At 37.0% G+C, this 23,953-nt stretch carries 12 protein-coding genes and 1 pseudogene; 5 read left to right on the top strand and 8 right to left on the bottom strand.

All coding sequences use genetic code 11. From position 1 onward, the window contains the following. Positions 1 to 14: 14 nt before the first annotated feature. Together grpE and hrcA are read right to left on the bottom strand one after the other, a co-directional pair. Positions 15 to 677 carry a nucleotide exchange factor GrpE gene (grpE, locus tag ACFILN_RS05480; RefSeq protein WP_375611384.1) on the bottom strand — a complete coding sequence of 221 codons (663 nt, stop codon included), beginning with the start codon at positions 675 to 677 and terminating at the stop codon, positions 15 to 17. A 124-nt stretch (positions 678 to 801) separates the two neighbouring features. Then, positions 802 to 1,872: a heat-inducible transcriptional repressor HrcA gene (gene hrcA, locus ACFILN_RS05485; protein ID WP_273790224.1), complete on the bottom strand. Its 1,071-nt coding sequence runs from the start codon at positions 1,870 to 1,872 to the stop codon at positions 802 to 804. Between the two features lie 505 nt (positions 1,873 to 2,377). Between hrcA and rdgB the strand changes: the two genes are divergently transcribed. Together rdgB and hemW are read left to right on the top strand one after the other, a co-directional pair. Further along, a complete protein-coding gene (gene rdgB, locus ACFILN_RS05490) occupies positions 2,378 to 3,025 on the top strand; it encodes an RdgB/HAM1 family non-canonical purine NTP pyrophosphatase (RefSeq protein WP_273790223.1) in 648 nt (215 codons plus the stop codon). Next, positions 3,022 to 4,221 carry a radical SAM family heme chaperone HemW gene (gene hemW, locus ACFILN_RS05495; protein ID WP_375643001.1) on the top strand — a complete coding sequence of 400 codons (1,200 nt, stop codon included), beginning with the start codon at positions 3,022 to 3,024 and terminating at the stop codon, positions 4,219 to 4,221. Before rdgB ends, hemW begins: the two co-directional genes overlap by 4 nt. A 1,598-nt stretch (positions 4,222 to 5,819) precedes the next feature. On the opposite strand, the gene dapE is transcribed toward hemW, so the two are convergent. The 3 genes from dapE to ACFILN_RS05510 form a co-directional block, all read right to left on the bottom strand. Next, entirely contained in the window at positions 5,820 to 6,992 is a 1,173-nt protein-coding gene (dapE, locus tag ACFILN_RS05500) for a succinyl-diaminopimelate desuccinylase (RefSeq protein ID WP_375659788.1), read from the bottom strand. A 222-nt stretch (positions 6,993 to 7,214) separates the two neighbouring features. Beyond that, the gene (locus ACFILN_RS05505; protein WP_273790220.1) at positions 7,215 to 7,961 is read right to left on the bottom strand and encodes a M48 family metallopeptidase; all 747 of its coding nucleotides are present in this window, start codon (positions 7,959 to 7,961) and stop codon (positions 7,215 to 7,217) included. Positions 7,962 to 7,992: 31 nt separating this feature from the next. Beyond that, positions 7,993 to 8,772 (bottom strand): alpha/beta hydrolase, encoded by a 780-nt coding sequence (locus ACFILN_RS05510; protein ID WP_375671044.1) that lies wholly within the window; start codon positions 8,770 to 8,772, stop codon positions 7,993 to 7,995. A gap of 195 nt (positions 8,773 to 8,967) precedes the next feature. Between ACFILN_RS05510 and infC the strand changes: the two genes are divergently transcribed. Then, positions 8,968 to 9,486: a translation initiation factor IF-3 gene (gene infC, locus ACFILN_RS05515; RefSeq protein ID WP_273790218.1), complete on the top strand. Its 519-nt coding sequence runs from the start codon at positions 8,968 to 8,970 to the stop codon at positions 9,484 to 9,486. A gap of 595 nt (positions 9,487 to 10,081) precedes the next feature. Further along, on the top strand, positions 10,082 to 11,848 hold the full coding sequence (locus ACFILN_RS05520) for an ABC transporter ATP-binding protein (protein WP_273790216.1): 1,767 nt from the start codon (positions 10,082 to 10,084) through the stop codon (positions 11,846 to 11,848). A gap of 1,439 nt (positions 11,849 to 13,287) precedes the next feature. On the opposite strand, the pseudogene ACFILN_RS05525 reads toward ACFILN_RS05520, so the two are convergent. Further along, a pseudogene (locus ACFILN_RS05525) lies at positions 13,288 to 17,947 on the bottom strand (translocation/assembly module TamB domain-containing protein). After that, a complete protein-coding gene (locus ACFILN_RS05530) occupies positions 17,947 to 19,911 on the bottom strand; it encodes an autotransporter assembly complex family protein (RefSeq protein ID WP_375671045.1) in 1,965 nt (654 codons plus the stop codon). Before ACFILN_RS05530 ends, ACFILN_RS05525 begins: the two are co-directional and overlap by 1 nt. Before the next feature lie 407 nt (positions 19,912 to 20,318). On the opposite strand from ACFILN_RS05530, the gene ACFILN_RS05535 reads away from it, so the two are divergent. After that, positions 20,319 to 21,851: a YifB family Mg chelatase-like AAA ATPase gene (locus ACFILN_RS05535; protein ID WP_375630585.1), complete on the top strand. Its 1,533-nt coding sequence runs from the start codon at positions 20,319 to 20,321 to the stop codon at positions 21,849 to 21,851. 11 nt (positions 21,852 to 21,862) lie between these two features. Here ACFILN_RS05535 and ACFILN_RS05540 read toward each other — a convergent pair whose 3' ends face one another. Further along, complete coding sequence (locus ACFILN_RS05540; RefSeq protein ID WP_375671047.1) at positions 21,863 to 22,768, bottom strand: transporter substrate-binding domain-containing protein; 906 nt, start codon at positions 22,766 to 22,768, stop codon at positions 21,863 to 21,865. Positions 22,769 to 23,953 lie beyond the last annotated feature (1,185 nt).

The following is a 23,953-nucleotide window of genomic DNA, read 5'->3' on the forward strand; positions in this document are numbered from 1 at the left end:
GTTATTGATGTGTTTTAAGCCGAATCAGCTTCAACAGAAGCTTCTTTTGCTCCTCCTTTAGCTACACCCACTATAGCTGGACGTAACACCCTTTCCCCGATAATATAACCTGCCTGAACCACTTGTTGAACAGTATTATCTGGAACATCAGCATTGGGAATTTCAAACATCGCTTGATGAAAGTGAGGATCAAATTTTTGCCCCTCTGGATGAATTTTTTGCACCCCATGACGTTCTAATGCTGCCATCATGGCACGTTCAGTCATTTCAACGCCTTCTGCCAATGATTTCAAACCAGCATCACTCTCCCGTGCACCTTCTGGAATGGCTTCCAAAGCACGATTGAGATTGTCAGAAACCGATAACATATCCCGTGCAAAATTAGCAATGGAATAAGCTCTTGCATCCGCCACATCTCGCATAGTACGGCGTCGAAGATTTTCCATATCTGCAACAAGACGTAAAAGCTGATCTTTCAGTTCTTTATTTTCATCCTGCAAAGACGCTAAAAGATCACTAACCTCATTGCTTTCTGTTTCAACGACTTCGTGTTCCTCTGTTTTATGTGTTTTTAAAAATTCATCGGCTGCCTGTTTAAGTGTATTACGATCAGCTGGATTTTTTAAATCACAATTTTCAAATGAAGCGTCAGTAAATTTGTTTTTTTCATCAGACATAAAAATTTTATTCCTTCATAAGATTCGTTATTCTCGATATCGAAATTCTACAGACAAAAATCAAGGGGTAGCGATGTATATAATACAATGAGCTTTTATAGTACAAATACTTACTTGCATCGTTTTAACGCAATAACTGTGACACAAGTTGAGCTGTATAATCAACCATGGGCACAATCCTTGCATAATTAAGCCGTGTAGGACCAATAACACCTAAAGCACCAATGACTCTTTGTTGTGAATCTCGATAAGGTGCTACAACTAAAGAAGAACCAGAAAGAGAAAATAACTTATTTTCTGAACCAATAAAAATTCTAACCCCAGAACCTTCATCCGTTAAATCGAGAAGCTGTGCCATACTCTCGCGCGTTTCAAGATCATCAAACAAATGGCGTAACCGTTCTAAATCTTCTTCTGCTTTTACATCTTCAAGTAAATTGCTACGCCCGCGAACAATGAGGTGTATTTTATGATCAGCATCTTCTCCTCCCCAAAGAGCTAATCCCGTTTCAACAAGATGATGTGATAAATCATCAAGTGCGGCCCTTGTTTCTGCGCATAAGCGGGCAATTTCCCCTTTAGCTTCACTCAATGTACGCCCTTGAATATGGGCATTGAGAAAATTCGTTGCTTCCGTCAATTGTGCATGGGTAACCCCTTCTGGTAAATGAACAATACGATTTTCAACTTCACCTTGTTGAGTCACCAAAACGGCAAGAGCGTGCTCCCTATCAAGGCGCACAAATTCAATATGTTTCAATGTTCCTTCTTGTTTTGTTGCTAAAACAAGCCCTGCCCCACGTGAAAGATCTGAAAGAACTCGGCTTGCTTGAACAAGAAAATGTTCAACCGATTGTGCATGACCAGCCTCTTTGACTTGCATTTCAATATTTTCTCGCTCTTCGTTTGGCAAATCACCCGCTTCCATAAATGCATCAACAAAAAAGCGTAGACCTGATTGTGTCGGCATTCGACCCGCAGAAACATGTGGTGCATAAATCAAACCGAGATGTTCAAGATCACTCATCACATTGCGAATCGTCGCAGGCGATAATGTCTGTTGTAAAAGCCGCGAAAGATTACGTGACCCTACAGGTTCACCATCATTAAGATAAGCTTCAACAATATGGCGAAAAATATCACGCGAACGTTCATCAAGATATTTTAGTTCATTATCAATAGTTTTGTGCTTCATCACAATTGTTTCACTACTTTTAAAATCCTCATCTCTTATATAAGTTTTGTCAAGGTTTGGTCAAATAGTCTAAAGTAGTATAAAAATATATTATCCTATTGAGCTGTAAAATGCTACCTTTCAGAGTGATGCTTGATAAATTACGCAGGAAATATTTTTTGTTAGAGTGTGTGAGAAATATTTAAGATAAGAGTTGATCTGTAAAGTGGTCTGCTGTAGGGACTTATCAAGAGAATCTAGATTGATTAAAAACCGTTGTAGATAGAAAATTTCACCCTTTAGAGCAAGCAGGAAATTGGAAATTTACCATAAAAATGCTATCATAAATAAAGAGATGTCTTTCATATCTTTGCAAGGTTATCTTCATACAAGATAAAAAATTTTATTGGAATAAAATATCATTAAACGTGTAAAATAATCATATCATGTAAAATGTGTGTGTATGAGCATTAAAGTCGGTTTTTAGCACAAAAATAATTCCCCTTTCATTTTTGGAGAAATCTATATGAGAAGCATAGCAGATAAAAAACTTGTCATTGCTACACATAACACCGGAAAATTGCATGAAATCACTACTTTAATTACGCCTTTCGGTTTAATAATACAATCGGCAAAAGAACTGGGCTTGCCAGAACCAAAAGAAACGGGAAAAACATTTGAAGAAAATGCTTATATTAAAGCTTTTTCAGCAGCAAAAAAAACAGGACTTCCTGCCCTATCTGATGATTCAGGCTTAGAGGTAGATGCATTGGAGGGTGCGCCAGGCGTTTATACCGCTGATTGGGCAATTCAAGCCGATGGTACACGTAATTTTCCAAAAGCTATGAAAAAAATAGAAAATGAACTCCAAAAAGTCGGAGCACGAGAAAAAAGTCAACGGAAATGCCGTTTTATATCCGTCATTTGCATTGCATGGCCTGATGCTCATGCAGATTACTTCCGTGGATGCGTTGAAGGAACGTTCATTTGGCCTCCACGGGGAGATAAAGGCTTTGGTTTTGATCCTATTTTTTTACCCGATGGATGTGAAAATACCTTTGGAGAAATGTCAACAGAGCAAAAACACAACTGGAAACGTAATGATATTCCCCCTCTCTCACATCGCGCACGTGCTTTCAAACTTTTGGCAGAAAACCTTTTAGCATTCTCATGAATGAACCTTTTGGCATTTACATTCATTGGCCCTTTTGTGCAGCTAAATGTCCTTATTGTGACTTTAATTCGCATGTTCGCATCCATGGTGTTGATCAACCACGTTTTGTCACCGCCTTTAAGCGCGAAATAGAAACGCAATACCACAAAATAGGCCCACGCCATATTACAAGTATTTTTATTGGTGGAGGAACCCCTTCCCTTATGGAGCCGCAAACTGTCGATGCCCTATTGCAAGCACTTGCAAAAAAATGGGTAGTCGATGATAAAGTTGAAATTACATTAGAAGCTAATCCATCCAGTGTGGAAGCAGAGCGCTTTCGTGGATACCGTGCGGCAGGTGTTAATCGCTTATCTCTAGGGATACAAGCGCTCAATGATAAAGCATTGCGCAAACTTGGCCGACTCCATAATGTGGAACAAGCTCTTTGTGCCATTGCTTTAGCACGACAAATTTTTCCACGTTTATCCTTTGATCTCATTTATGCCCGCCCCGAACAAACCCTTGAACAATGGAAATCTGAACTTGTACAAGCAATTGATTTAGCAGCGGACCATCTTTCTCTTTATCAATTGACGATCGAAGAAGGAACCGCCTTTAAACGGCTTCATGATGCAGGAAGACTTATCCTTCCCCCATCAGAGCTAGCAGCAGATCTGTATCATCTTACTCAAGAAATAACGGCACTACATGGACTTCCTGCCTATGAAATCTCAAACCATGCAATGCCCGGTGCCGAATCAGCACACAATCTTCTTTATTGGCGTTATCACCAATATGCAGGCTTTGGTCCAGGAGCACATGGACGTTTCATTGAGCACGCATCGAATCATTCCTCTTTCTGTTCAAAAACATTGTCATCACACCTTGAAAACCGCGAACGTTATGTCACAATAAATGAAAAGCATCCCGAACAGTGGCTTAATTTGGTAGAAACAACAGGACATGGCTGTATTGAAACGGAACATTTAACCACTGAACAACAGGCAAATGAAATGCTCCTTATGGGATTACGCCTTTGCGAAGGCTTAGAACTTATACGCTATGAAACCTTAAGCCCTAAACGTATCCCAATGGAAAAACTGATCGATTTACAACACCAAGAATTGATAGAAATGGTGGATAACCAACGCTTAAAAGCAACAACCAAAGGACGTATTGTTCTTGATCACATCATCAGCCAACTTGCAAATTAAAGTTTTTATAACAACATACTTATTTTAATCATAATTATCATTTTTCATAGCAAGGTGAGATTAGAATATTGTGAGCTTCTCTCATTTCAAAACTATTTATAGCAAGTTAGTTATCGCCATTTGCTTACACCTTAAAAATAGAGAAGCATGTGGATAAAAACTATAAAAAAGGAGTAAAAAGGCCTCTTATGAACACTCTTAAGTGCTAAAAGCTATTGCAATATTTTGAGCTAGAAAGTGTATGGTGCTCTAACTTTATTTTTCATAAACATAAAGATGGGGAGGCATTATAGATTTTATATTACAACATTCATAAGCACCGTAGTAGCACAAATGTGACAAACATTGAGAAAATTTCTCTAAAACAAATACGTGAATGCATAACACGATAATGTATTTTTTCTTTATGAAATCGTGGCACCATTAAAAGAACCATAGAAATAAGCATGAAGCCATGCATCAATTTCTGATTATTTAAAAAGATCTTACTCTATTTACTTTTGAAAACCGTAAAGCCGAATAAAAAAGAAAGTAAAAAAGCACGCTGATTTTCACCTTTATACCTTTATATTTTTCCTCAATGAAATTGTATGTCTGTTTCAGAGATTATAAAAAATAGATATACGCAATACTTTTATCCTATTCTGGCATGTAAAAGCGGTTATCGCAAAAAGTACTGAACCAATATTTATTTGAGATACGCGGCTGTATGATTGGTATTGATTTATAGGTCACAGCAAAATCACGAGCTTTATTAAACAAATAATGCACTCAAATGGCAAATATACCCGATATGAATCGAGATTGCTTTGTTAGCGAGCGAAACGACGTTAATCCCATATAATCTTACTTGTATGCATAATGCTTATGAGTATCTGTACGCGTCCTTTAAGGTTATTTTATTAAAAAATTGAGAATAATACTAGGACAATCCTTGGCTCAAGAAGTCAACGTGCTGCTACAAAAAATTCTGTGTATCTTTATCATAACCAAGATTAAAGCTGATTAAATAAGCTCACCTTCTATCTCGTAATGATTTTGCAACGGAAGTTCTTGGGGACAAAAAAAGCATGGCAAAATATATGAAATAAAACAAACTTAAAGCGCTTTTCCTATAGGCTTTATTCTAAGAGAGTCTAATTGGAACAAGAAGTACCTTTTATGAGAGTGCAGAAAACATATCAAAACATGAGCTGTGAATGAGCGCATTTATGTTGTACGAACTTTTGACAATAGCAGCATGTTTTTGTGTGTCTTTATGGCTTCAACCTGTCATCACACAATGATGATATAATATTCATTGTTTTCCATATATGATTGCGTGTGACTTCCTTTCTACACTTTAAAGAACGAATATTTTCAATCCAATATGGTCTAAACAGTTCTACTTCTTCCAGCAGGTCTCTCTTGGCTTTCCAATTATGTAATTCACTTAACTAAAAACTCTACAGGCAAGAATCCCAACTTAAGAATATTCATCACTTACTCTAAAACCACTTAATATATTAAGTCTTACGAGACTCATATCACCACACCTTAAATGTCAATATCTTATAGCTCAACAAGATAAAGGTATTTTTGAACCAAAAATCTTTTCTTTATGCAAAAAATTCAATAATAAAACGCTCATAAATAGTAGTAAGAGTTTCCACTGCATCAAGGGCCACACACTCATCTACCATATGCATCGTTTGCCCTGGTAAGCCAAATTCAATCACTGGGCAATAATCCTTAATAAATCGCGCATCTGAAGTACCACCAGAAGTGGAACATTCTGGTATATTCCCTGTTACACTTTTAATAGCATTGGATAAAGTTTGAATGAGTTTATCATTTTTGGTCAAAAAAACATCTCCTAAACTTGGAATCCATTCAAGCTGATAAGAGGGATATTGGTCACCATTGTTTTTTGATTGCACCAAAGCAAGACGCTTTTCAATTTCCTTCATCAGTGTTTCTTTTGTCCAAAGATCATTGTAGCGTATATTAAAATGAACTGTTGTCTGCGCTGGGATAACATTGACCGCTAAATTACCAGTATCAATGCTTGTTAGCTCTAGATTACTGGGTTGAAAATTCTCTGTCCCTTTATCTAAAGCAGTTTGTGTCAATGCTTGAATAAGCTTACTTACCAAAGGCAAGGGATTAGCAGCCCGCTCTGGAAAAGCAACATGACCTTGGCGACCTTTCACGGTAATGATACCAGAAATCGATCCGCGGCGACCGATTTTGATGACATCCCCAACAGTCTTTACACTTGTTGGTTCCCCCACAAGAGCCGCGGTCCATTTTTCGCCTTTTTTTTCTGCCCATTTGAGAAGTTTGACGGTACCATTAACAGCAGGTCCCTCTTCATCACCGGTAATCAAAAAACTTACCATTCCTTTAATGGATCGTTTCTCAAGAACTCGCGCTAGCGCCGCAATAAAACAAGCGATTCCGCCCTTCATATCAACAGCACCCCGCCCATATAATTTCCCCTGATCTATGACAGCTTCAAAAGGTGAATAAGTCCAATCTTCCAATGCACCTGGTGGTACGACATCTGTATGACCCGCAAACATAAGATGGGGTCCTTCATTTCCCATTTTTGCATAAAGATTTTCAACATTATCTGTATTTTTATCCGTAAAAATAGGGCGCTCGACGTGAAATCCCATTTTTTTCAAAAATTGTTCCAAAGTTGATAAAGCCCCCGCTTCATGAGGTGTAACAGAAGGACAACGGATAAGTCTCTTTAGTAGCTGAAGTGGATCTGTAAGAACAGGCATAAGGTCCCTTCCCATTTTTTATAAGTCATCGGAACTTAAGGTTATTACGCTGAATTACAAAAAAGATAAAGAAAAAACATTGAAGACACTCAGCAAACCAAGCAGGGGAGAACAATCGTGCTGAGAGCTTCAATGGCTTCCTCATTATACATGAGCAAGCACACACACAACAAAACACTCAACAAAAAGTTCCGTTAAATGTTGCCTTCATTTGAAAGTTTTTTACGCCTCTAAATTATATGAATCAAAATTAATTGCTTGCAATCTATGGGCATTTTCCTTCAACCAAGCACGGTACGTTTTACTATCAGGACATAGCTCTTCACAAAGAGCCCAAAATCTCGGTCCGTGATTCATTTCAACAAGATGAGCAACCTCATGAGCAACAACATATTCCACAACTTCTTTTGGTGCCATAACAAGGCGCCAAGAAAAAGAAAGACGCTTATCTATTGAACAAGATCCCCAACGACTTCTCGTATCTTTATAACAAATTGATTTGACTTTACGCTCTACTTTATGGGCATAATGTGCCACCAAAGGTGTTATAATAAGTGCTGCTTGTTTTTTCAAAACGTCAGCAATGCGTCTTGGGAGGTATTCTAATTGACCATAAACAATAATTTTAGGTCCTTGCTCCGCATCTGCTGTAAGGATTTCTGTTACCCCACGCCCTTCTCTATGCTTTATGGTATGGGAAACACCTAATAAAGGAATCATTGCCCCCTCTTTGAGATAAGCATTTTCATGAGAGATTTGTAAACGAGCAAGACGTGCCTCAATCCAAGATCGATGCTTTTCAATAAAACTTTGAATCGTACAGAGACTTATCGCTGGTGGTGTTGTTACACAAATCTCTTGACTGCTGGCATCAATACGTAAGGTAAGACGGCGTGCATACTTATTTTCCCGCACCCGTACAGGTACAGAGCGATCAGAAAAAATAAAATGCTGCTTAGAAATGCTCATATATTTTTATCTTCATCAATAAATGTACCCCTTATTTTGCATTAATCTGATTAATAAAAGATCTCAATACTGTTTCAAGGCAATCTAAATCTTGTGGACGAGAAAAGCGATGATCTGCATCACGAACAAGTGTCAACGTTACATCATGGAGAGGTAAATGATCAAGTAAAGTCAATGTATGCTGATAGGGAATATCTTCATCTTCCATCCCTTGTAGAATATGGACTGGACACCCAACATCAATGCATCCTTTCATAACACAATTTTCGCGCCCATCTTCAATTAATTTTTTTGTAAAGGGCATTGGCTCTGTATCATCAACAGCAGGTCGTTCAATATAGCCTTTTTCTTCCAAAATCTTCCATTCTTCTGGGCCTAATTTTGGTTCCACCAATGTTTGTGTAAAATCAGGCGCTGGAGCAATCAATATCATGCCAGCAAGCTTCTTATTTTTGTGTGCTAGCATCATAGCAAGCCTTAGTGCAATCCACCCACCCATAGAGGAACCAATCAAAATTTGTGGACCCTCACAATAGGTTTCAAAAGTCGCTAAACTTTCCTTAACCCAACGCGAAATTGTTCCTTGAAAAAAATCACCTTCAGATTCTCCATGTCCAGAATAATCAAAACGTAAACAAGACAAATCATTCTTCTGAGCAAATTGATCAACTAACGTTGCCTTACTTCCCAACATATCGGATTGATAGCCAGGAAGCCAAACCAAACCTGGAGATTGGCGCCCCTTGCGATAGCGTACTGCAAGTGTGGTGTTCTCAAACGAAAAAAACTGACAAGGAATATGTTGATCCATGATTCTTTATCCTCCATAAAACAATTTCTTTAAATTAAGAGAAAACTTTTATAATCTAAATCATTCCAAAAAGTAATAAATCAAATAATGAAAATAACACGAATTATAGTTGTTTTTAGGTGCATAATTGTATATTAAATTAACTGTAGTTGAATCAAAATTTAAGGAGCATAAACCATTCGTAAACCGTTTAAAATGACACCTACCCAAAAAGACGGACCACGTTCAAATAAGGATATTCGGGTACCTCATGTTCAGCTTATCAATGATGAGGGACAACATCAGGGAGTTGTTGCGATACAAGAAGCTCTTGCTATGGCTGCAGATGCGGGACTTGATTTGGTTGAGATTGTACCAAATGCAGAGCCACCCGTATGTAAAATCATCGATTTGGGAAAATTAAAATATCAAACCCAAAAAAAAGCTGCTGAAACACGTAAGAAGCAAAAAGTCATCGAAATCAAAGAGATTAAGATGCGCCCAAATGTTGATGTCCATGATTATGGAGTCAAGCTCAAGGCTGTTCATCGCTTTATTGATCATGGTGATAAAGTAAAGATTACTTTGCGTTTTCGTGGTCGTGAGATGGCTCACCAAGATCTTGGATTAAAGCTTCTTCAGCGTGTGAAAGAAGATACAAGTGAAATTGCCAAAATCGAATTGGAGCCAAAGCTTGAAGGCCGGCAAATGATGATGGTGATAGCACCTAAATAGTTTTGCATTGGAATAATATTCGCATGCAACTCATTAGCATGGGCGTATGGTATTTTTAGAAGCACCACATAGAGTTTTTGTGGTGCTTTTAAGGTTTTATAAATGTGTATAAAGCCTTTTAAGAGTTTAATAATGCTTGATCGATTTATAAGAAGAATTCGTTATTTTGCATATTAAATGAGAAAGCTCAAACATCGTAAGGCCTTCTTATTTCAAGCACTCTTATCATGCAATGCGGCGAAATTGTTTGCTTACACATCACAAATGGAGATGATACATAAAAAATTATTAAAAAAGCAGAAATGTTTTTTGTGAGCCATTTCAAGTGCCAAAGGCTATCACAATACGGAAATTGGTAAATACAATAGTGAAACTCGCCGGTATCTTTTATTGAAAACTAAAAATAATGATGAACAACGAATTTTCGTTATACCTTTTACAGAAACTTTGCACTACATTCTTCACTCTCGCCGTCGTGAAATTGATATGATGAGCCTTGAAAGAAAAGACTATTTTTGTAAAAAAGATTAAGGGGCTTTTTAATTAAGAGTGTTTCAATCTTGCATAAAATAATGAGAGAATATAGAAGCACTTCATGGCTAAAAAACAAATTTCCTCTTTCGACAAACATCTTATTATCCGCCTTTTACGAGAAAATTTTCGTAAACATATGCGTTGGTACAGTGCGGCTATCTTCTCAATGATCATCATTTCTTGTACCACAGCAACCAGTGCATGGATTATGCGGGATGTTGTTAATCAGATTATTGATGCACAAAATTTTCCTATGATTGTTTTGATTTCTAGCTTCATTGCTTTTATCTTTATTCTCAAAGGAGTTGCAACTTTTTTCCAAACTTACTTTCTAAACAAAGCAGGCAACAGTATCATTGCTGAACAACAGCGTAAAATTTTTGCACGACTTATGGAACAAGGAGTCTCTTTTTATCATAATAATACTTCATCTGATCTTCTTGTTCGTGTAACTCATAATGCAACAGCCGTACGTAATATAATTGATACTATTATCACAACTTTTGTACGTGATTTGCTTTCCGTTAGTGGTCTGTTGCTTGTCATGTTCATTCAAAACTTTGTGTTAATCTCCATTACTTTAATCGTAGGACCACTAGCTTTTTTAGGCGTTCGAATGGCTTTAAAACGCGTTCGCAGCTTGATGGAAAAAGAGCTCCTTTCACTTGGTGAAATTATCAAAATCGTACAGGAAACGGCTGTTGGTATTCGAATCATCAAGGCCTTTTCACTAGAAGAAGTCATGAAAAAACGGATGGACAAAGCCATTTGTGATGTTGAAAAACAAACAAACAGTATTGCAACACTCGAAGCTATTACCAATCCAATTATGGAAACACTCACGGGTGTTGCCATTGCAGGTATTATTTGTTTTTCCGGTTATCTTGCAACCCAACGCGCAGGTGTTCAAGGTGAATTTATGTCCTTTATTGTTGCTTTACTTTTAGCTTATGAACCCGCAAAAAGACTAGCAAATGTACGTGTTAAAATTGAATCTGGCTTGGTCAATATCCGTACGATGTTTGAAATACTCGATTGTCCCCTTACAGTTGTAGAACATAAAGAAGCTAAAGATCTGAATAAAACGCAAGGAACTATTCGTTTCGAACATGTTTCTTTTGCATACACTAATAACAAAATGATATTGAAAGACATCAACCTAGAAATAGAAGCCGGAAAAATGACAGCATTGGTGGGACCATCCGGTTCGGGAAAATCAACCCTTATCAACCTTATTATGCGCCTCTATGACCCCACAAAAGGACGCATATTGATTAATGATCAAGACATTCGCTACACAACATTTCGCTCTCTGAGAAACCTGATGGCCTATGTAGGACAGGATACTTTTCTCTTTCAAGGAACTGTTAAATATAATATCGGGCTTGGAAAAGAAGGAGCTAGTGATGACGAAATTATCGAAGCAGCAAAAGCAGCAAATGCTCATGACTTTATTATGAGTTTGCCAAATGGTTATGATACACAGATAGGTGATAATGGCTGTAATCTTTCAGGGGGGCAAAAACAACGACTCGCTATCGCTAGAGCAATGATTCACGATAGTGAAATTCTGATTCTTGATGAAGCAACAAGTGCGCTCGATTCACACACCGAAGCACAAATTAATGAAGCCATTCACCATCTTACTAAAGGACGCACAACGATCATTATTGCTCATCGCCTTTCAACGATTGCTCGTGCTCATAAAATTGTGGTCATACAAAATGGACAACTAATTGAACAAGGTACTCAAAAAGAATTGCTAGCAAAAGAAAATGGGTTTTATAAAAAACTTCATAATATCCAGTTCAAAAAACATACCTCCTAATTTCTAGATCCTTAAATAAGATTTGAAATAAAAAATGGATAGAAGGTAATGCTCCATTTATAAAAAAAGATTTGTTATCAAGAAAAAGCATTACTTCAATCAAGAATTGGTAAAGAATTTATGGTTTATTGAAAATAAAATTCTTGGATTTAGATGAAAACTTTACTCGTTGTTTTGTTGAATGCAAAAGATAAGATGTAATTTGCTTATTGCAAATTTTCTTTATATTTATGATGAATCAATCAAAAGCGCTTGTTGTACGTCATAAGAGATATTGGTATATGCATAAAAACTCTTAAGATAAGCAATAAAAATACCTCTACACTTTCAAGTGAAAAGATTGTCAGCAACATGAAAAGCTGGAAAATAGAATGATAATGCTGGCTTATAGCTTTAGCAAATACTTATACCTTTATTAATAACGGTAGTATGAATTTTATACCATTCATAAGAGGTACTTTATACCATTTCACAAGCAATCTTATGAAATAGACTCAAGCGCACACTGAGAAATGTTCCTTTAAAACAAGTACATAAACTTGCAACACAATAATGTTATATTTTGGAGTATTCTGTTTGGGGAGCTATTCGTTATAAGAAAAGTGATCTCATTCAAGACACAATAAACAAAAATCTAAAATAATAGGTAATTTTTATTATTAAAAAATATTGCTTTAAATGCGTTTGACAATAAAATCGATATCTTATGAATTCTCTGCTTGCCTCATGCTTTTGACGGTCTTTAATGGAATCATGTCCTTCACGTAAAAACAGAATGCCATTGTGTTGCAAATTCACGTACTTGTTTTAAAGAGACCTTTCTCAAAGTCTTCCCTAAGCCCATTTCGCGATAACATTCGTGAACTGTATAACGATAAATCCATTAACCCCCTCTATCTTTACGCTTATGGAGTAATAAACCGGCACCATTCACACTATTCTGCCAGTCCCTAATGTTGCGACAGCTCTTAGCTCTCGAGATGATTCATAAGAGGCATTTTTAGTCATTTCTTAATAGTTTTATCCACACAGGATTCCCCGCTTGTAGCATACAAGCCGAATGGTTTTGATTGATTCAATACGAAAGAGATTCGTACGATATTCAAAGTTCTAATTCAAGTTGAATAACAATAAATTATCTTTATAAATCAATATATTGCACACACTACATTCTTTAGGCAACAGCACGATATGGGCTTGAAAACAAGGTAAGGTATTTCTCTAAAATAAATATATAGCAGCAAAATAACATACTATCTTTCGTGAAGATTTTGTCCCTTTAGAGAATAGCATAACAAAAAATCGAATATTTCAGATATATCTCTTCACGCCTCAACAAAAAGCTTCTTCTTTTATAGGATTTCTAGTCTATGCCTCCTTCCTCAGATTTAGAAATGAAAGACAAAAAACGAAGAAATTGTTTTTTTAAAATTCAATCTTTAATAATCTCTTTCATAAAAGAGACCTATACTAGAATTTTGTTCATTTCCTATAGCACCTTTAGCTTTGAGATGACGCGAAATATCTAAATTAATTGTCCCTTTCGTCGTTCCATCAGACCCTGCTTCAAAGCCCAAATAAATATTATTGTGTATGTAGCGTCCAATACGTAAGCCTGTATTACCCTTCTCATTAACGATAACATCAAGATCATCAAGTCCAATTTTAGTTCGTAAAGTATTCAACAAAGATGTATTAGAAGCACCTGCAAGATCAGCCGCTGCTGCTGCAAGTTGAGCAATCTGAAATGGTGATAATTCATTAAGAGAGCGATTAAAAATCAAACGAGCCAAAATCTCATCCTGAGGCAAATTTGGTTGTGAAGAAAAATTAATATCAAGATTATCAACCGTCCCACTTACAGTTACAGTGACGCGAATATCACCACTGTTATTGTTGGTTACAAAATAAACCGTAGGATTAAGATTACCACTAAAACTCGCTTGTCCTTGATCAAAATTAAGACGTTGCGACAGGATATCAAAACGTCCACGAATCATTCTAAATTCACCAACTGGATGCACATCATTCAATGGACCTGCTAGATTAATGCGTCCTCCCAGTTCAGCATCTAAGCCTTTTCCGCGTACAAAAAATTGATTGCGTGCTGTAATACGCATATTTGATAGCACGACAGATGACGATTCTTGTGTAACTATACGGCTTTTGCTTTTGTTCGTGTTCTTAACATCAGCACGTTCAAGTGTTGTTTGAATCGATTTAGTTAAATTCTTATTTCTAACATCAAGAAACTTGGCACTTTTAAAATGATCAGGAACAAAAACTTCAGCTTTTTCAACGATGATATCACCACCAAGAACAAGATTATTTAAAAAATGACCTGTCATTGTCATCTCACCTGATAATGTTGCCAGAATCATAGAACCATCATTATAATTGGCATTATCAAGATGAAATATCAAATCTGTCTCTAGACTATTAGAGATACGACCTGAAGCAGAAATCCCCCCCCCCCTCAAACGAAGAAGCTGAAGCTTTCTCTATAAGGATATGATCACCTTTCAATTTGCCTTCAAGCTTTATATTATTCAATCCTACATTTGTTTGTGAATCAAAAAAGCTACCGTCGCCTATAGAAATATTTCCTAACAATTGTGGCTTTGATAACGCCCCATTAAGAGCTGTATCAATTCTTGCTGTACCCGTTATATGTGCACCACGCTTGGCTAATAAGAGATTAACAAAATCAAGAGGCATTATCCCTTTAACGTCTAATTTTGCCTCTGAACCATTAAGAGACACAGGCCCATGGATGGAAAGATCTAATCCTTTATCTCCAGTAGCTATCATATTTTCAATATGAAATGTCGATTTTTTATAAGAACCACGAGCATTTATATTGATTGACATCGGTCCTTTATGCGTCATAGCGGTTAAATTTTGACTAGAAAGCTCAAAATGAGCAGATGGATCCTTCATTGTTCCACCAATATCAACTTTACCTATCACTGTCCCATCAAGCGCTTGTCCTGCAATAAAACCATTCGCCAAACGTGCAGATAAATTTTGCAAATTAATATGAAAATCAAGCGCATTTTTCTCTAGAGATACATGCCCCTGAGCTTGTGCTTGTACTCCTTCTCCTGTTAAATTTGCATTCAAAGTAAGATTTTGATCTACAGTGTTCCCCGTAGCAGAAAGAGAAAAAGGCATAATTTTTTTATCTTGAAAAGCAACGGTTGTCAGTCCCTCACCTTTTATATCGTAAGTTATATTAGGTTTTTTTAAATGACCACGAATCATAACCTGCCCTGTTACACTCCCTGCTGCTCCAAGATCGGATTTCCACAGATTGACTAAAGCAGCAGGAAGCGCATTCATTGTAAGTTGCAAATTCATGGTATCTTGAATATTCCCTGCTAAGATGATGTTGCCTCCATTTATTGCAATTCCTAATTCATTGATTGTCATTCCATCTTTATCAAAAGCAATTATGGATGGCTTCGGCAATGTTGCATGAAAAGTATGTTGTTTTAAGTCCACAGTTTCAATTTGCACTTCTCGTTTTATACTTTCTGGAAGTTCCTCAACCATTAAACGACCAGAAAGCCGTGCATTGAGAGTATCATGCAACATCGCTTGGACAGTAAAAACCGTTTGTCCATTATTCCTATCAGCGTGAGCATTTAAACGATTGATCATTACCAAAGGTGTTTGAATATGTTCTGCATTGATAACTCCTTCAAACTGAGTCATGCCAAAAGGATCGAATATGTCAGCATCTATTGCCAATTTTTTTATTTTATTCTTGGAAAAATTCAAATGGTTAACATGCGCCTTCACATTGGTTTTTTGTCTGCCATTTTGTTCATCAAAAATAAAATCTCCTTTTACTTTTCCACTACCATCCTGCAAAAATAACGCTGAAAGTACGGAAATATCATCGGCATCAATATGCAGCGCTCCTTTCAAAAAACCGCCAAGTTGTTGAGAAAGATCACCCGTTATTTTTGCACTTCCCCCTCTAATATCGATATTTTTAAGTTTTCGAATTTTATGAGAATCTTCAAAAGAGGCCGATACATGCAAAGGTTTCTTAGCAAAAATCCCTTCACCTTTTACCACCCCCGTTAAAGAAGTAATTGGTGCTGTATTATCTACAAATGCATCTATGTTAAGTGTTGTGTTTTGAAGTTTCTTCCCTACAATTAATGCTTCAGCAATATGGGCACGTGTATTTAGTTTTATATGGCTATTGCGCCCTCTCGCCGTACTTTGAATTGTAAGCGCACCGCTTATCTTTGGATCTAATTTGGACAAATCAGATATTTGAGCAGATAGATCCATTTTAGCGCTTTCATCTGAAAAATAACCATTAGCCTCTATGTTTGTATATTGATTTTTCAAATTAAAATGACGAAAAATGACACCCCTCGTATTTCGAGTAACACCACCTGAAAGAGTGATGTTTCCTTTGAATAAACGATCAAAAGACTGCATGCCTATTTTCATATCGTCAGCCATTCCTGATAATTGGAGATCAAAAATGCCACTCAATAAACTGATCGTTCCTTTGGCTTTAATATCTGCACTACCAGAAAGTGATTGTTTACTGAACACTTCCAAAGGAGTTAATGTTTGAGCTTTTAAACCGAGATCGCCTTTAAAAACAAAATTCTCCATTGTCCCTTTTAACCAAGAAGAAAAACCCTGAGCCGTAACACTCAGATCATGAATCAAAATTGGTTTGTTCGAAACAATATCCGTATCTAAATGCACATGAACCGCTTGGCTTAAATTTTCTACTAACGCTCCCTTAATCTTTTTAACCCCTTGAAGCGTCCCTTTAACCTGAACACCAACATGACGAGAAGCTGCATTATCAAGATTTTCGCTTACTCCTCCCATATCAAAAATTGCATCGCGAATATAAATATTTTTATTGCTTAAATGATTTACAACCAACCGCCCACTCCAAGATTGTTGACCTTCGCGACCATAGTCAATGTTCAAAGCAAGAGTATTCGCAGATTTTGGCACGTCTGATATAGGTAAATGAACAGAATCCTTTTCGTTATCAAGAGCCATTTTTCCATCAACAAAAAGCCGTCGCAAAAATCCATCGGCGGTTATTTCAGCATTGGCTATAACGTTCATTGCTTTGTTCTGAATAACCATCTGATCAAGGTGTGTCACACCTTCTTTTGTTCTTCTTGCCTTTGCTTTTAATGTTATATTAGATTCGAAGAGACTACGATATTGAGAAGGTATTAAAGGGCTCAGTGTTCCCTCTAGTTTCGTAGAAAAACTCTGTCCTTCTGGAACACTTGCAAGAATAACATTACCATCTACAATAGAATGATGATCAGACTCTAAAGAAAGTTTGATAACCAAATCATCAAAAGTACCATCACCTTTCAGGACGAGATTTAATGCTGGACATTGTTCAATGTTAAAAATATTTGCCAAAATACCATTTTGTGGTTCGTTAGCAGAAATATCAATTTGAGCTGTACGATTACTATCAGATATCTTGGTGAGAACAGAAAAAGAACCCGGTGCATCTAAACGATGCGCCGCTATATCGACATCAAAATTACCACTAGCCAAGGTGAAATTGCCTTTTAAGGACATATCAGCAGAAAAACCAAAAAGATTCTGTTCAAATGTCACATGTTGAGCAGTAAGCGTATTGATAGAAAGAGCAAGCGGCAATTTTGGTAAAGAAAACTTACCCGTCTCAAGGGAAGAAACAAAAGAAGAATTGCCTTGCGGTTTGCGTAAAAATGTAACCTGTTCTGCCGAAAGCTGGTTAATATCCATCCGCCCTCTCAGCAATGCTAGACGATTCCAATCCATTTTAGCATTGGTAATTTTAAGCCAAACCCCTTTTTTATCACTGACAGTAATAGTATCAATTGATGTTTGAGAAGACAGTGTCCCTTGCATATTGTGTAAACGAACTTGACGATTAGGCGCTGAAAGCTTTCGTTCAATTAAAGAAACAAACCATGAGCGATCATCTGTTTTCATTTCGCTAGAGGGAAGAATGTCTCCTCTTTGCGCAAAAACAAAACCACCCACCCCAAAAAACAAAAATACAAAGAAGAAAGCTGATAAACGTACACCTTTTTTCATTAAAATGCTTGCCCTATACCCACATAAAAACCAATGCGAGGGTCACCCTTCTCTCTCTTTAAAGGAAAGGCTAAATCAACGCGTAAAGGACCAAGACCCGTCATATAACGTCCTCCTATACCGGCTCCCCATTTAATTTTTTGAGAAAAATCAAAATTCGCCTTTTCCCCTACTAAACCTCCATCAAGAAAACCGACAACCCCTATTTTATCATTTAAAGAAACACGCAATTCTGCCGATCCCTCAATAAGCGCCCGTCCACCAACAACCGCATCATTTTCTATTTTGATACCAATATTACGGTAAGCATAACCACGAACAGAGCCCCCACCACCAGCAAAAAAAAGCGTATTTGCGGGTACTTGTGCTGTATCATTCCCAAGAATTGTACCAAGCTTTGCCCGCGCAGCAACAACAAAACGATCCCCTTCATCCAACGCCCAATAAGAACGACCTTCTGCTGTTACTTTTGCAACAAAGTTGCTAAAACGCATCTCATAAAAAGGCTCAATGAAAACTTCACCATATAAACCTTTTGTTGCATTAAACTTATTATTACGACTATCGTAAATCAAGCCGCTAGGGAAACCGATTGTTGTAAAATTACGGCTCCCAAAATAGATATCACGTGAATAACCATTTGAAACTTCTACAGCAGCCTGTCCCGATAGATTACCATTGAAAATATGCGTAATACCTAATTTTCCTTTGATGGCTTTTGTCGTATAATTTTCTAAAACATCTTGTTGTATTTTTAATTCTGACCTGAGATCTGTATCTGGCGTGAGTACCCCAGGCTTTATAAACGTGCCACCGAAAAGATAATCAAAATTTTTAAAATTATATGATTGCTTTTTATTGCTACCAACACCACTTATTTTTGTTTCAATTTTAAGAGTCTCTGCATGACCCAAAAGATTGTTATGCATCCAATAAGTCTCAAAACCAGCACCATCTAATGTTGAATAGCTACCGCCTACACCAAAACGACGCGGTTTACGTTCTTGTACAACAAGCATAAGCGGTAAACTACCATCTAGATTAATAGTATCAGCCTCACGTATATTGATAGCACGAAAAACACCAAGGCGCGCAAGACGTTCATTTGCCTTAGCTAACGCATCGGAATCGTATATCTGCCCTGGTTTCAATCCAGTCATCCACGCGATATAAGCTGAATCTACACGTGGTTTCTTACTTATATTACGCACACTTAAAGGACCATAATGAGCCTTTTGTCCAGGACCAACAACAATCCGTCCTTCAACACGCAATGTAGCATGATCAGCCACGACTTCACTCTTCATAATTTTAGCTTTAGCATAACCTTGTTGCCGCCATCCTTCTATCGCCCATTTTTCTGCTTTCAAAATGGTTTCAGATTTAGCAATAGCCCCAACTTTATAGCCCAATTCTTCAATTGTGGACATTTTATGCGCTTTACGTTTTTCAAACGGAGCTACTTTATCAATATTGGCAATACTAAAAACATATTGTGGACCAGCATTAATTGTAATAACGATATTCGATTGTGCTGGAAGTTGAGTTACCGGACTTAAATCAGCGACTTCTAAGCCATTAATTTTAATACTAATAACACCACCATAGCGTCCATCAGCATAAAGAGCAGAAAGAATTGCTCGATAATCTGAACGCGCCTTGGCTAGCAAACCAGAAGAACTGGCGGATGCTTTCTCTTTATCAGCAACAAGAGAAGAAACAGATTTAACTATTTTTATACCTTCTAATGGCGCACCTGGCGGTGCAACAACATCAACTTTATAAAATCTCTCTGTACTTTTGGCATAATGTGAAGGAGAATTTGTTTTCTTTTTACCAAAAAGAGGAATGCCGAAAAAATCAAATGCAGCAAGAGGCTGTGGAAAAGAAAAAGAAAAACACAAGCCTATAAAGACACAGCGCACAGTCCCTGATTTTAACAAAATTCTTGTCTGGTATACCATAAAATCAGATACCTTATAATACACTTTGCATCTACTACGCTTTAAATAATATAAAAATAAGAAAGGTAAATATAATTACTTTGCACATTTTACGCGTTTTATCACATCAAATAACACTCTGCGATACATAACGTCACCCTCCCCTTATATTTTCATAAAATTCTGCACTGTTGTATAACACGAACAGCCTCATTCTTTTTTTCTTAACATATTTATTTAGCTTATTATAAATGTTTTATTGCGTCCCATATTATCATGGTTAAATTTGTACAAATGACTTTCCATGAGAACGCTAAAAACTGCCCATGTATATAGATCTCTCTATAAAAAAAACCATAGAGATGCTTCTTGATTTTTATAAATAGATATGATTGTCTCTACCAAGTCTAAAGGGGGAAAATAAATAAATGATCGCACGTATTACAACTGTTGCTTTTCGCGGTCTAGAAGCAGTCCCTGTCGATGTACAGGTTATGATTTCGTCTGGTAAAATAGGAATGGCTATTGTTGGATTAGCTGATAAGGCAGTTGCAGAAAGCCGTGAACGTGTACAAGCAGCCCTCCACGCTTGTGGACTTTCTATGCCTACTAAACGAATTACGATTAATCTTGCACCAGCTGATTTGCCTAAAGAGGGATCGCATTATGATTTGCCAATCGCCGTAGGCTTAATGCTTGCTATGGGAATCCTCCCTCCTGAAGTAGCACAAGACTATATCATTTTAGGAGAATTATCACTGGATGGTTCGCTTACCGCTGTTAATGGTGTTTTACCAGCCGCCATGACAGCTTTATCACTCGATAAAGGGCTGATTTGTCCCTTCCAATGTGGACCTGAAGCAGCATGGGCAAATGCAGAAATAAATATTCTTGCTCCAGAGACTCTGCTCACTATAGTCAACCATTTCAAAGGAACCCAAATTCAAAAACGTCCACAACCGCGCCAATATACTATCGAAACTGAACTTCCAGATCTTTGCGAAATCAAAGGACAAAAAACAGCCAAACGTGCCTTAGAAGTTTGTGCTGCTGGACGCCATAACCTTTTGTTTGTAGGCCCCCCTGGTGCTGGGAAATCTATGTTAGCGCAACGCTTACCTTCCATTTTGCCACCTCTTGATAGCCGTGAGCTTTTAGATGTCTCTCTGATTGCTTCTATTACAGGAGAAACGGTTCATAATACCATTTCACTTCATTGCCCCTTTCGTTCCCCACATCATTCTGCTTCCATGGCCGCAATGATTGGTGGGGGGCTTAAAGGACGACCGGGAGAGGTCTCCCTTGCCCATAATGGTGTGTTATTCCTTGATGAATTGCCTGAATTTTCTCCGCAGGTTCTTGATTCTCTTCGTCAACCTTTAGAAAGTGGGGAGTCAGTTATCGCCCGCGCTAATCACCATATTAGCTATCCTGCTCGCTTCCAACTCATTGCCGCAATGAATCCTTGCCGATGTGGTATGGCAGGCGAAAAAGACCATGTTTGCCCTAAAGGAATACGCTGTCAAATCGATTATCAGTCCCGTATTTCTGGTCCTCTGCTTGACCGAATTGATTTACGGATTGATGTCCCTGCTTTGACAGCTATGGACCTTATGCAACCAGAACAATCAGAAAAAAGCTGCGACGTTGCCAAACGCGTCGCACGATGCCGTACCATTCAAGCTAAACGTTTTTCAACAATGGGGTTTGATCATATTCGTACCAATGGCGATTGCCCTGCCAAAATTATAGAACAGATTGCCATTCCTGATAAAAGTGCGACCATACTCTTACGAGATGTGAGTGAAAAAATGCACCTCTCTGCACGCGCTTATCATCGCATTCTCAAAGTTGCACGCACAATTGCTGATCTTGACGGATCAGATACTCTTTCACGCTATCATCTCGCAGAAGCTATTTCCTATCGACTAGGCGCAGAAAGATTAACAGCCCTTAATTAAAAAACTATTCATCAATAAAAACTTATTGGAAAATAACGCAAATAAAGTTCTGTAAGTTTACCATCTTCTTCTAGTGATTTCAGCGCATAATTGAGTATATCAACCAATTTTTCATTCTTTTTTGCAACAGCAAGCTGCATTCCTTGCCCCAATAACTGTGGCGCCATATATGCCCCCCCAACAAAATGGCAGCAATCAACAGATTTTTGTTTTTTGAACCATAATGATAAAGCAAATCCATCATCAAAAATAAGGTCAATTTTACGCTCTTGTAACGCTTTATAGAGCTCTTCTCTCTTTTTAAATCCTTGCCATTTGGCTTTAGGAAAATAATGTTGAAAGAGTTTTTCGTGAACACTTTTAGACAAAACACCACTGGTTAAATGTATCAATTGATCGCTTATTGGCTCATCGAGATTTAAACGTCGAGAAGCAACAAATCGCGCTGGAAAACGTAAATATGACTTTGTAAAAACAAGATCTTGCTGGGTTTTACTTGTTGCTTTTAAACCCGCAATAATGACTTCCGCATCACCATTTTCAACATGTTCTACAAGCTCTTTCCAAGGAATCACTTCTACTTCACAAAGCTTCTCTAATTTTAATTTTGAACAAATAGCGCGCAATAAATCGATATTATAACCTGCAAGATGCCCCGTCTGATCAATAAAATTAAAAGGAGGAAAATCAAAAGTTGTTACAAAACGCAAACGAAAGATATCCGTTGTATCAGGTTGTACCAAGTGTTCATGCGAATCAAAAAAAGAAGGCAGCCTTTCAGCTTCTGCGTAAGAGGAAAATAGAACCCCCCCTGCTACAAATAAAATACGAATAAAAATATTGTATGGATTATTGAATAAAAGATACCGTAAACGCAATTGAAGATGTTTTACATATATAGATTTTTTTATTTTCAAAATCTCTCCCCCATTTTTCAAAACTAAGATGCAACTCTTCTTAACTATTATCTAACGCACTTCACCAAAATATCTGGCGTTTAATAAATAAAATTCTTGCTATTTTTTAAAACTGTTAAAAAATTTAACAGTTTTCATATATTTTTTTTGAAACCATTGAAAATGCTTAGATTTCTGATGTTAATTTTCCAAAATAAATATATAAAAGGTAATTTTAGAGAAAGGCGATTTAATTTTTTAAATATAAGAAATAGGCTGTATATACTTTAGTGGCACACTTTATTTTATCAAAATATCTCGCGTATCTTAAAATATTAAGACCATTTCCTTGCGTATCACAACTAGGGAAGTATATAGATACTATTGAAGAAAAGAGTAAAAATACCCCTCAAATGCCGAGGTTTTTCTCAACATTAAGGTTGCATCAACATTTAAGAGTTGAAAAATAAAATGATGATTCTGGTTTGTGCTTTATTGTCAAGATGGGAAAGGTGGGAGACATGAATCTTGTAGTATTCACAGGGTATTTTGCGCTATATTATTCAAACATCGTTGTAAAATGAGTTTGGAAACATGGAGAGATGTTCCTTAAAAAAGCGCGAGAATATCAGCGCAATGGTGCTTTGTTTTAAATGAGGGACGTAACCTCCATTACAGAAATGAGAAAAGCATAAAGCGTAAGACAATGCGTCATCACCCTCATTATTCAAAAACATCACCGTAGACGTTTTTTAAAATTGTAAAGTTGAATATAAAAGATGATCGTGGAAACGTATTTTTATATTTACGCGTTTATATTTTCCTCAAATGAGGCTTTTTTCACATTTTAAAGATGACACAAACCAATATACACAATATTTTCGCCTCAATCTAACATACAAAAGTTTGAACTGCTTAGAGAGCTCGTAACCTTTGTTTTAAATATATGGTAGAATTAGGATTGAAAATTGATTTATGGATAAAACAAGTAAGACCTCTGTTAGAGTAACACAAAAATGCATAACTAATTTTAAAACATTACGCATATGCAAAAATAAACAAAGTAAATAGCATCGTTTTATGAAACAACTTTTTGTATAAGTCAAAAGTGTTTATTCGCCTTATATCACCGCCCTCGTGTTTTACAGCATAACAGTACACTATCATTTCATCATTCTCTCCATTATATATCGACAGATATTGAAT

This window comes from Bartonella sp. CL434QHHD (assembly GCF_042195145.1).
Classification (GTDB): domain Bacteria; phylum Pseudomonadota; class Alphaproteobacteria; order Rhizobiales; family Rhizobiaceae; genus Bartonella.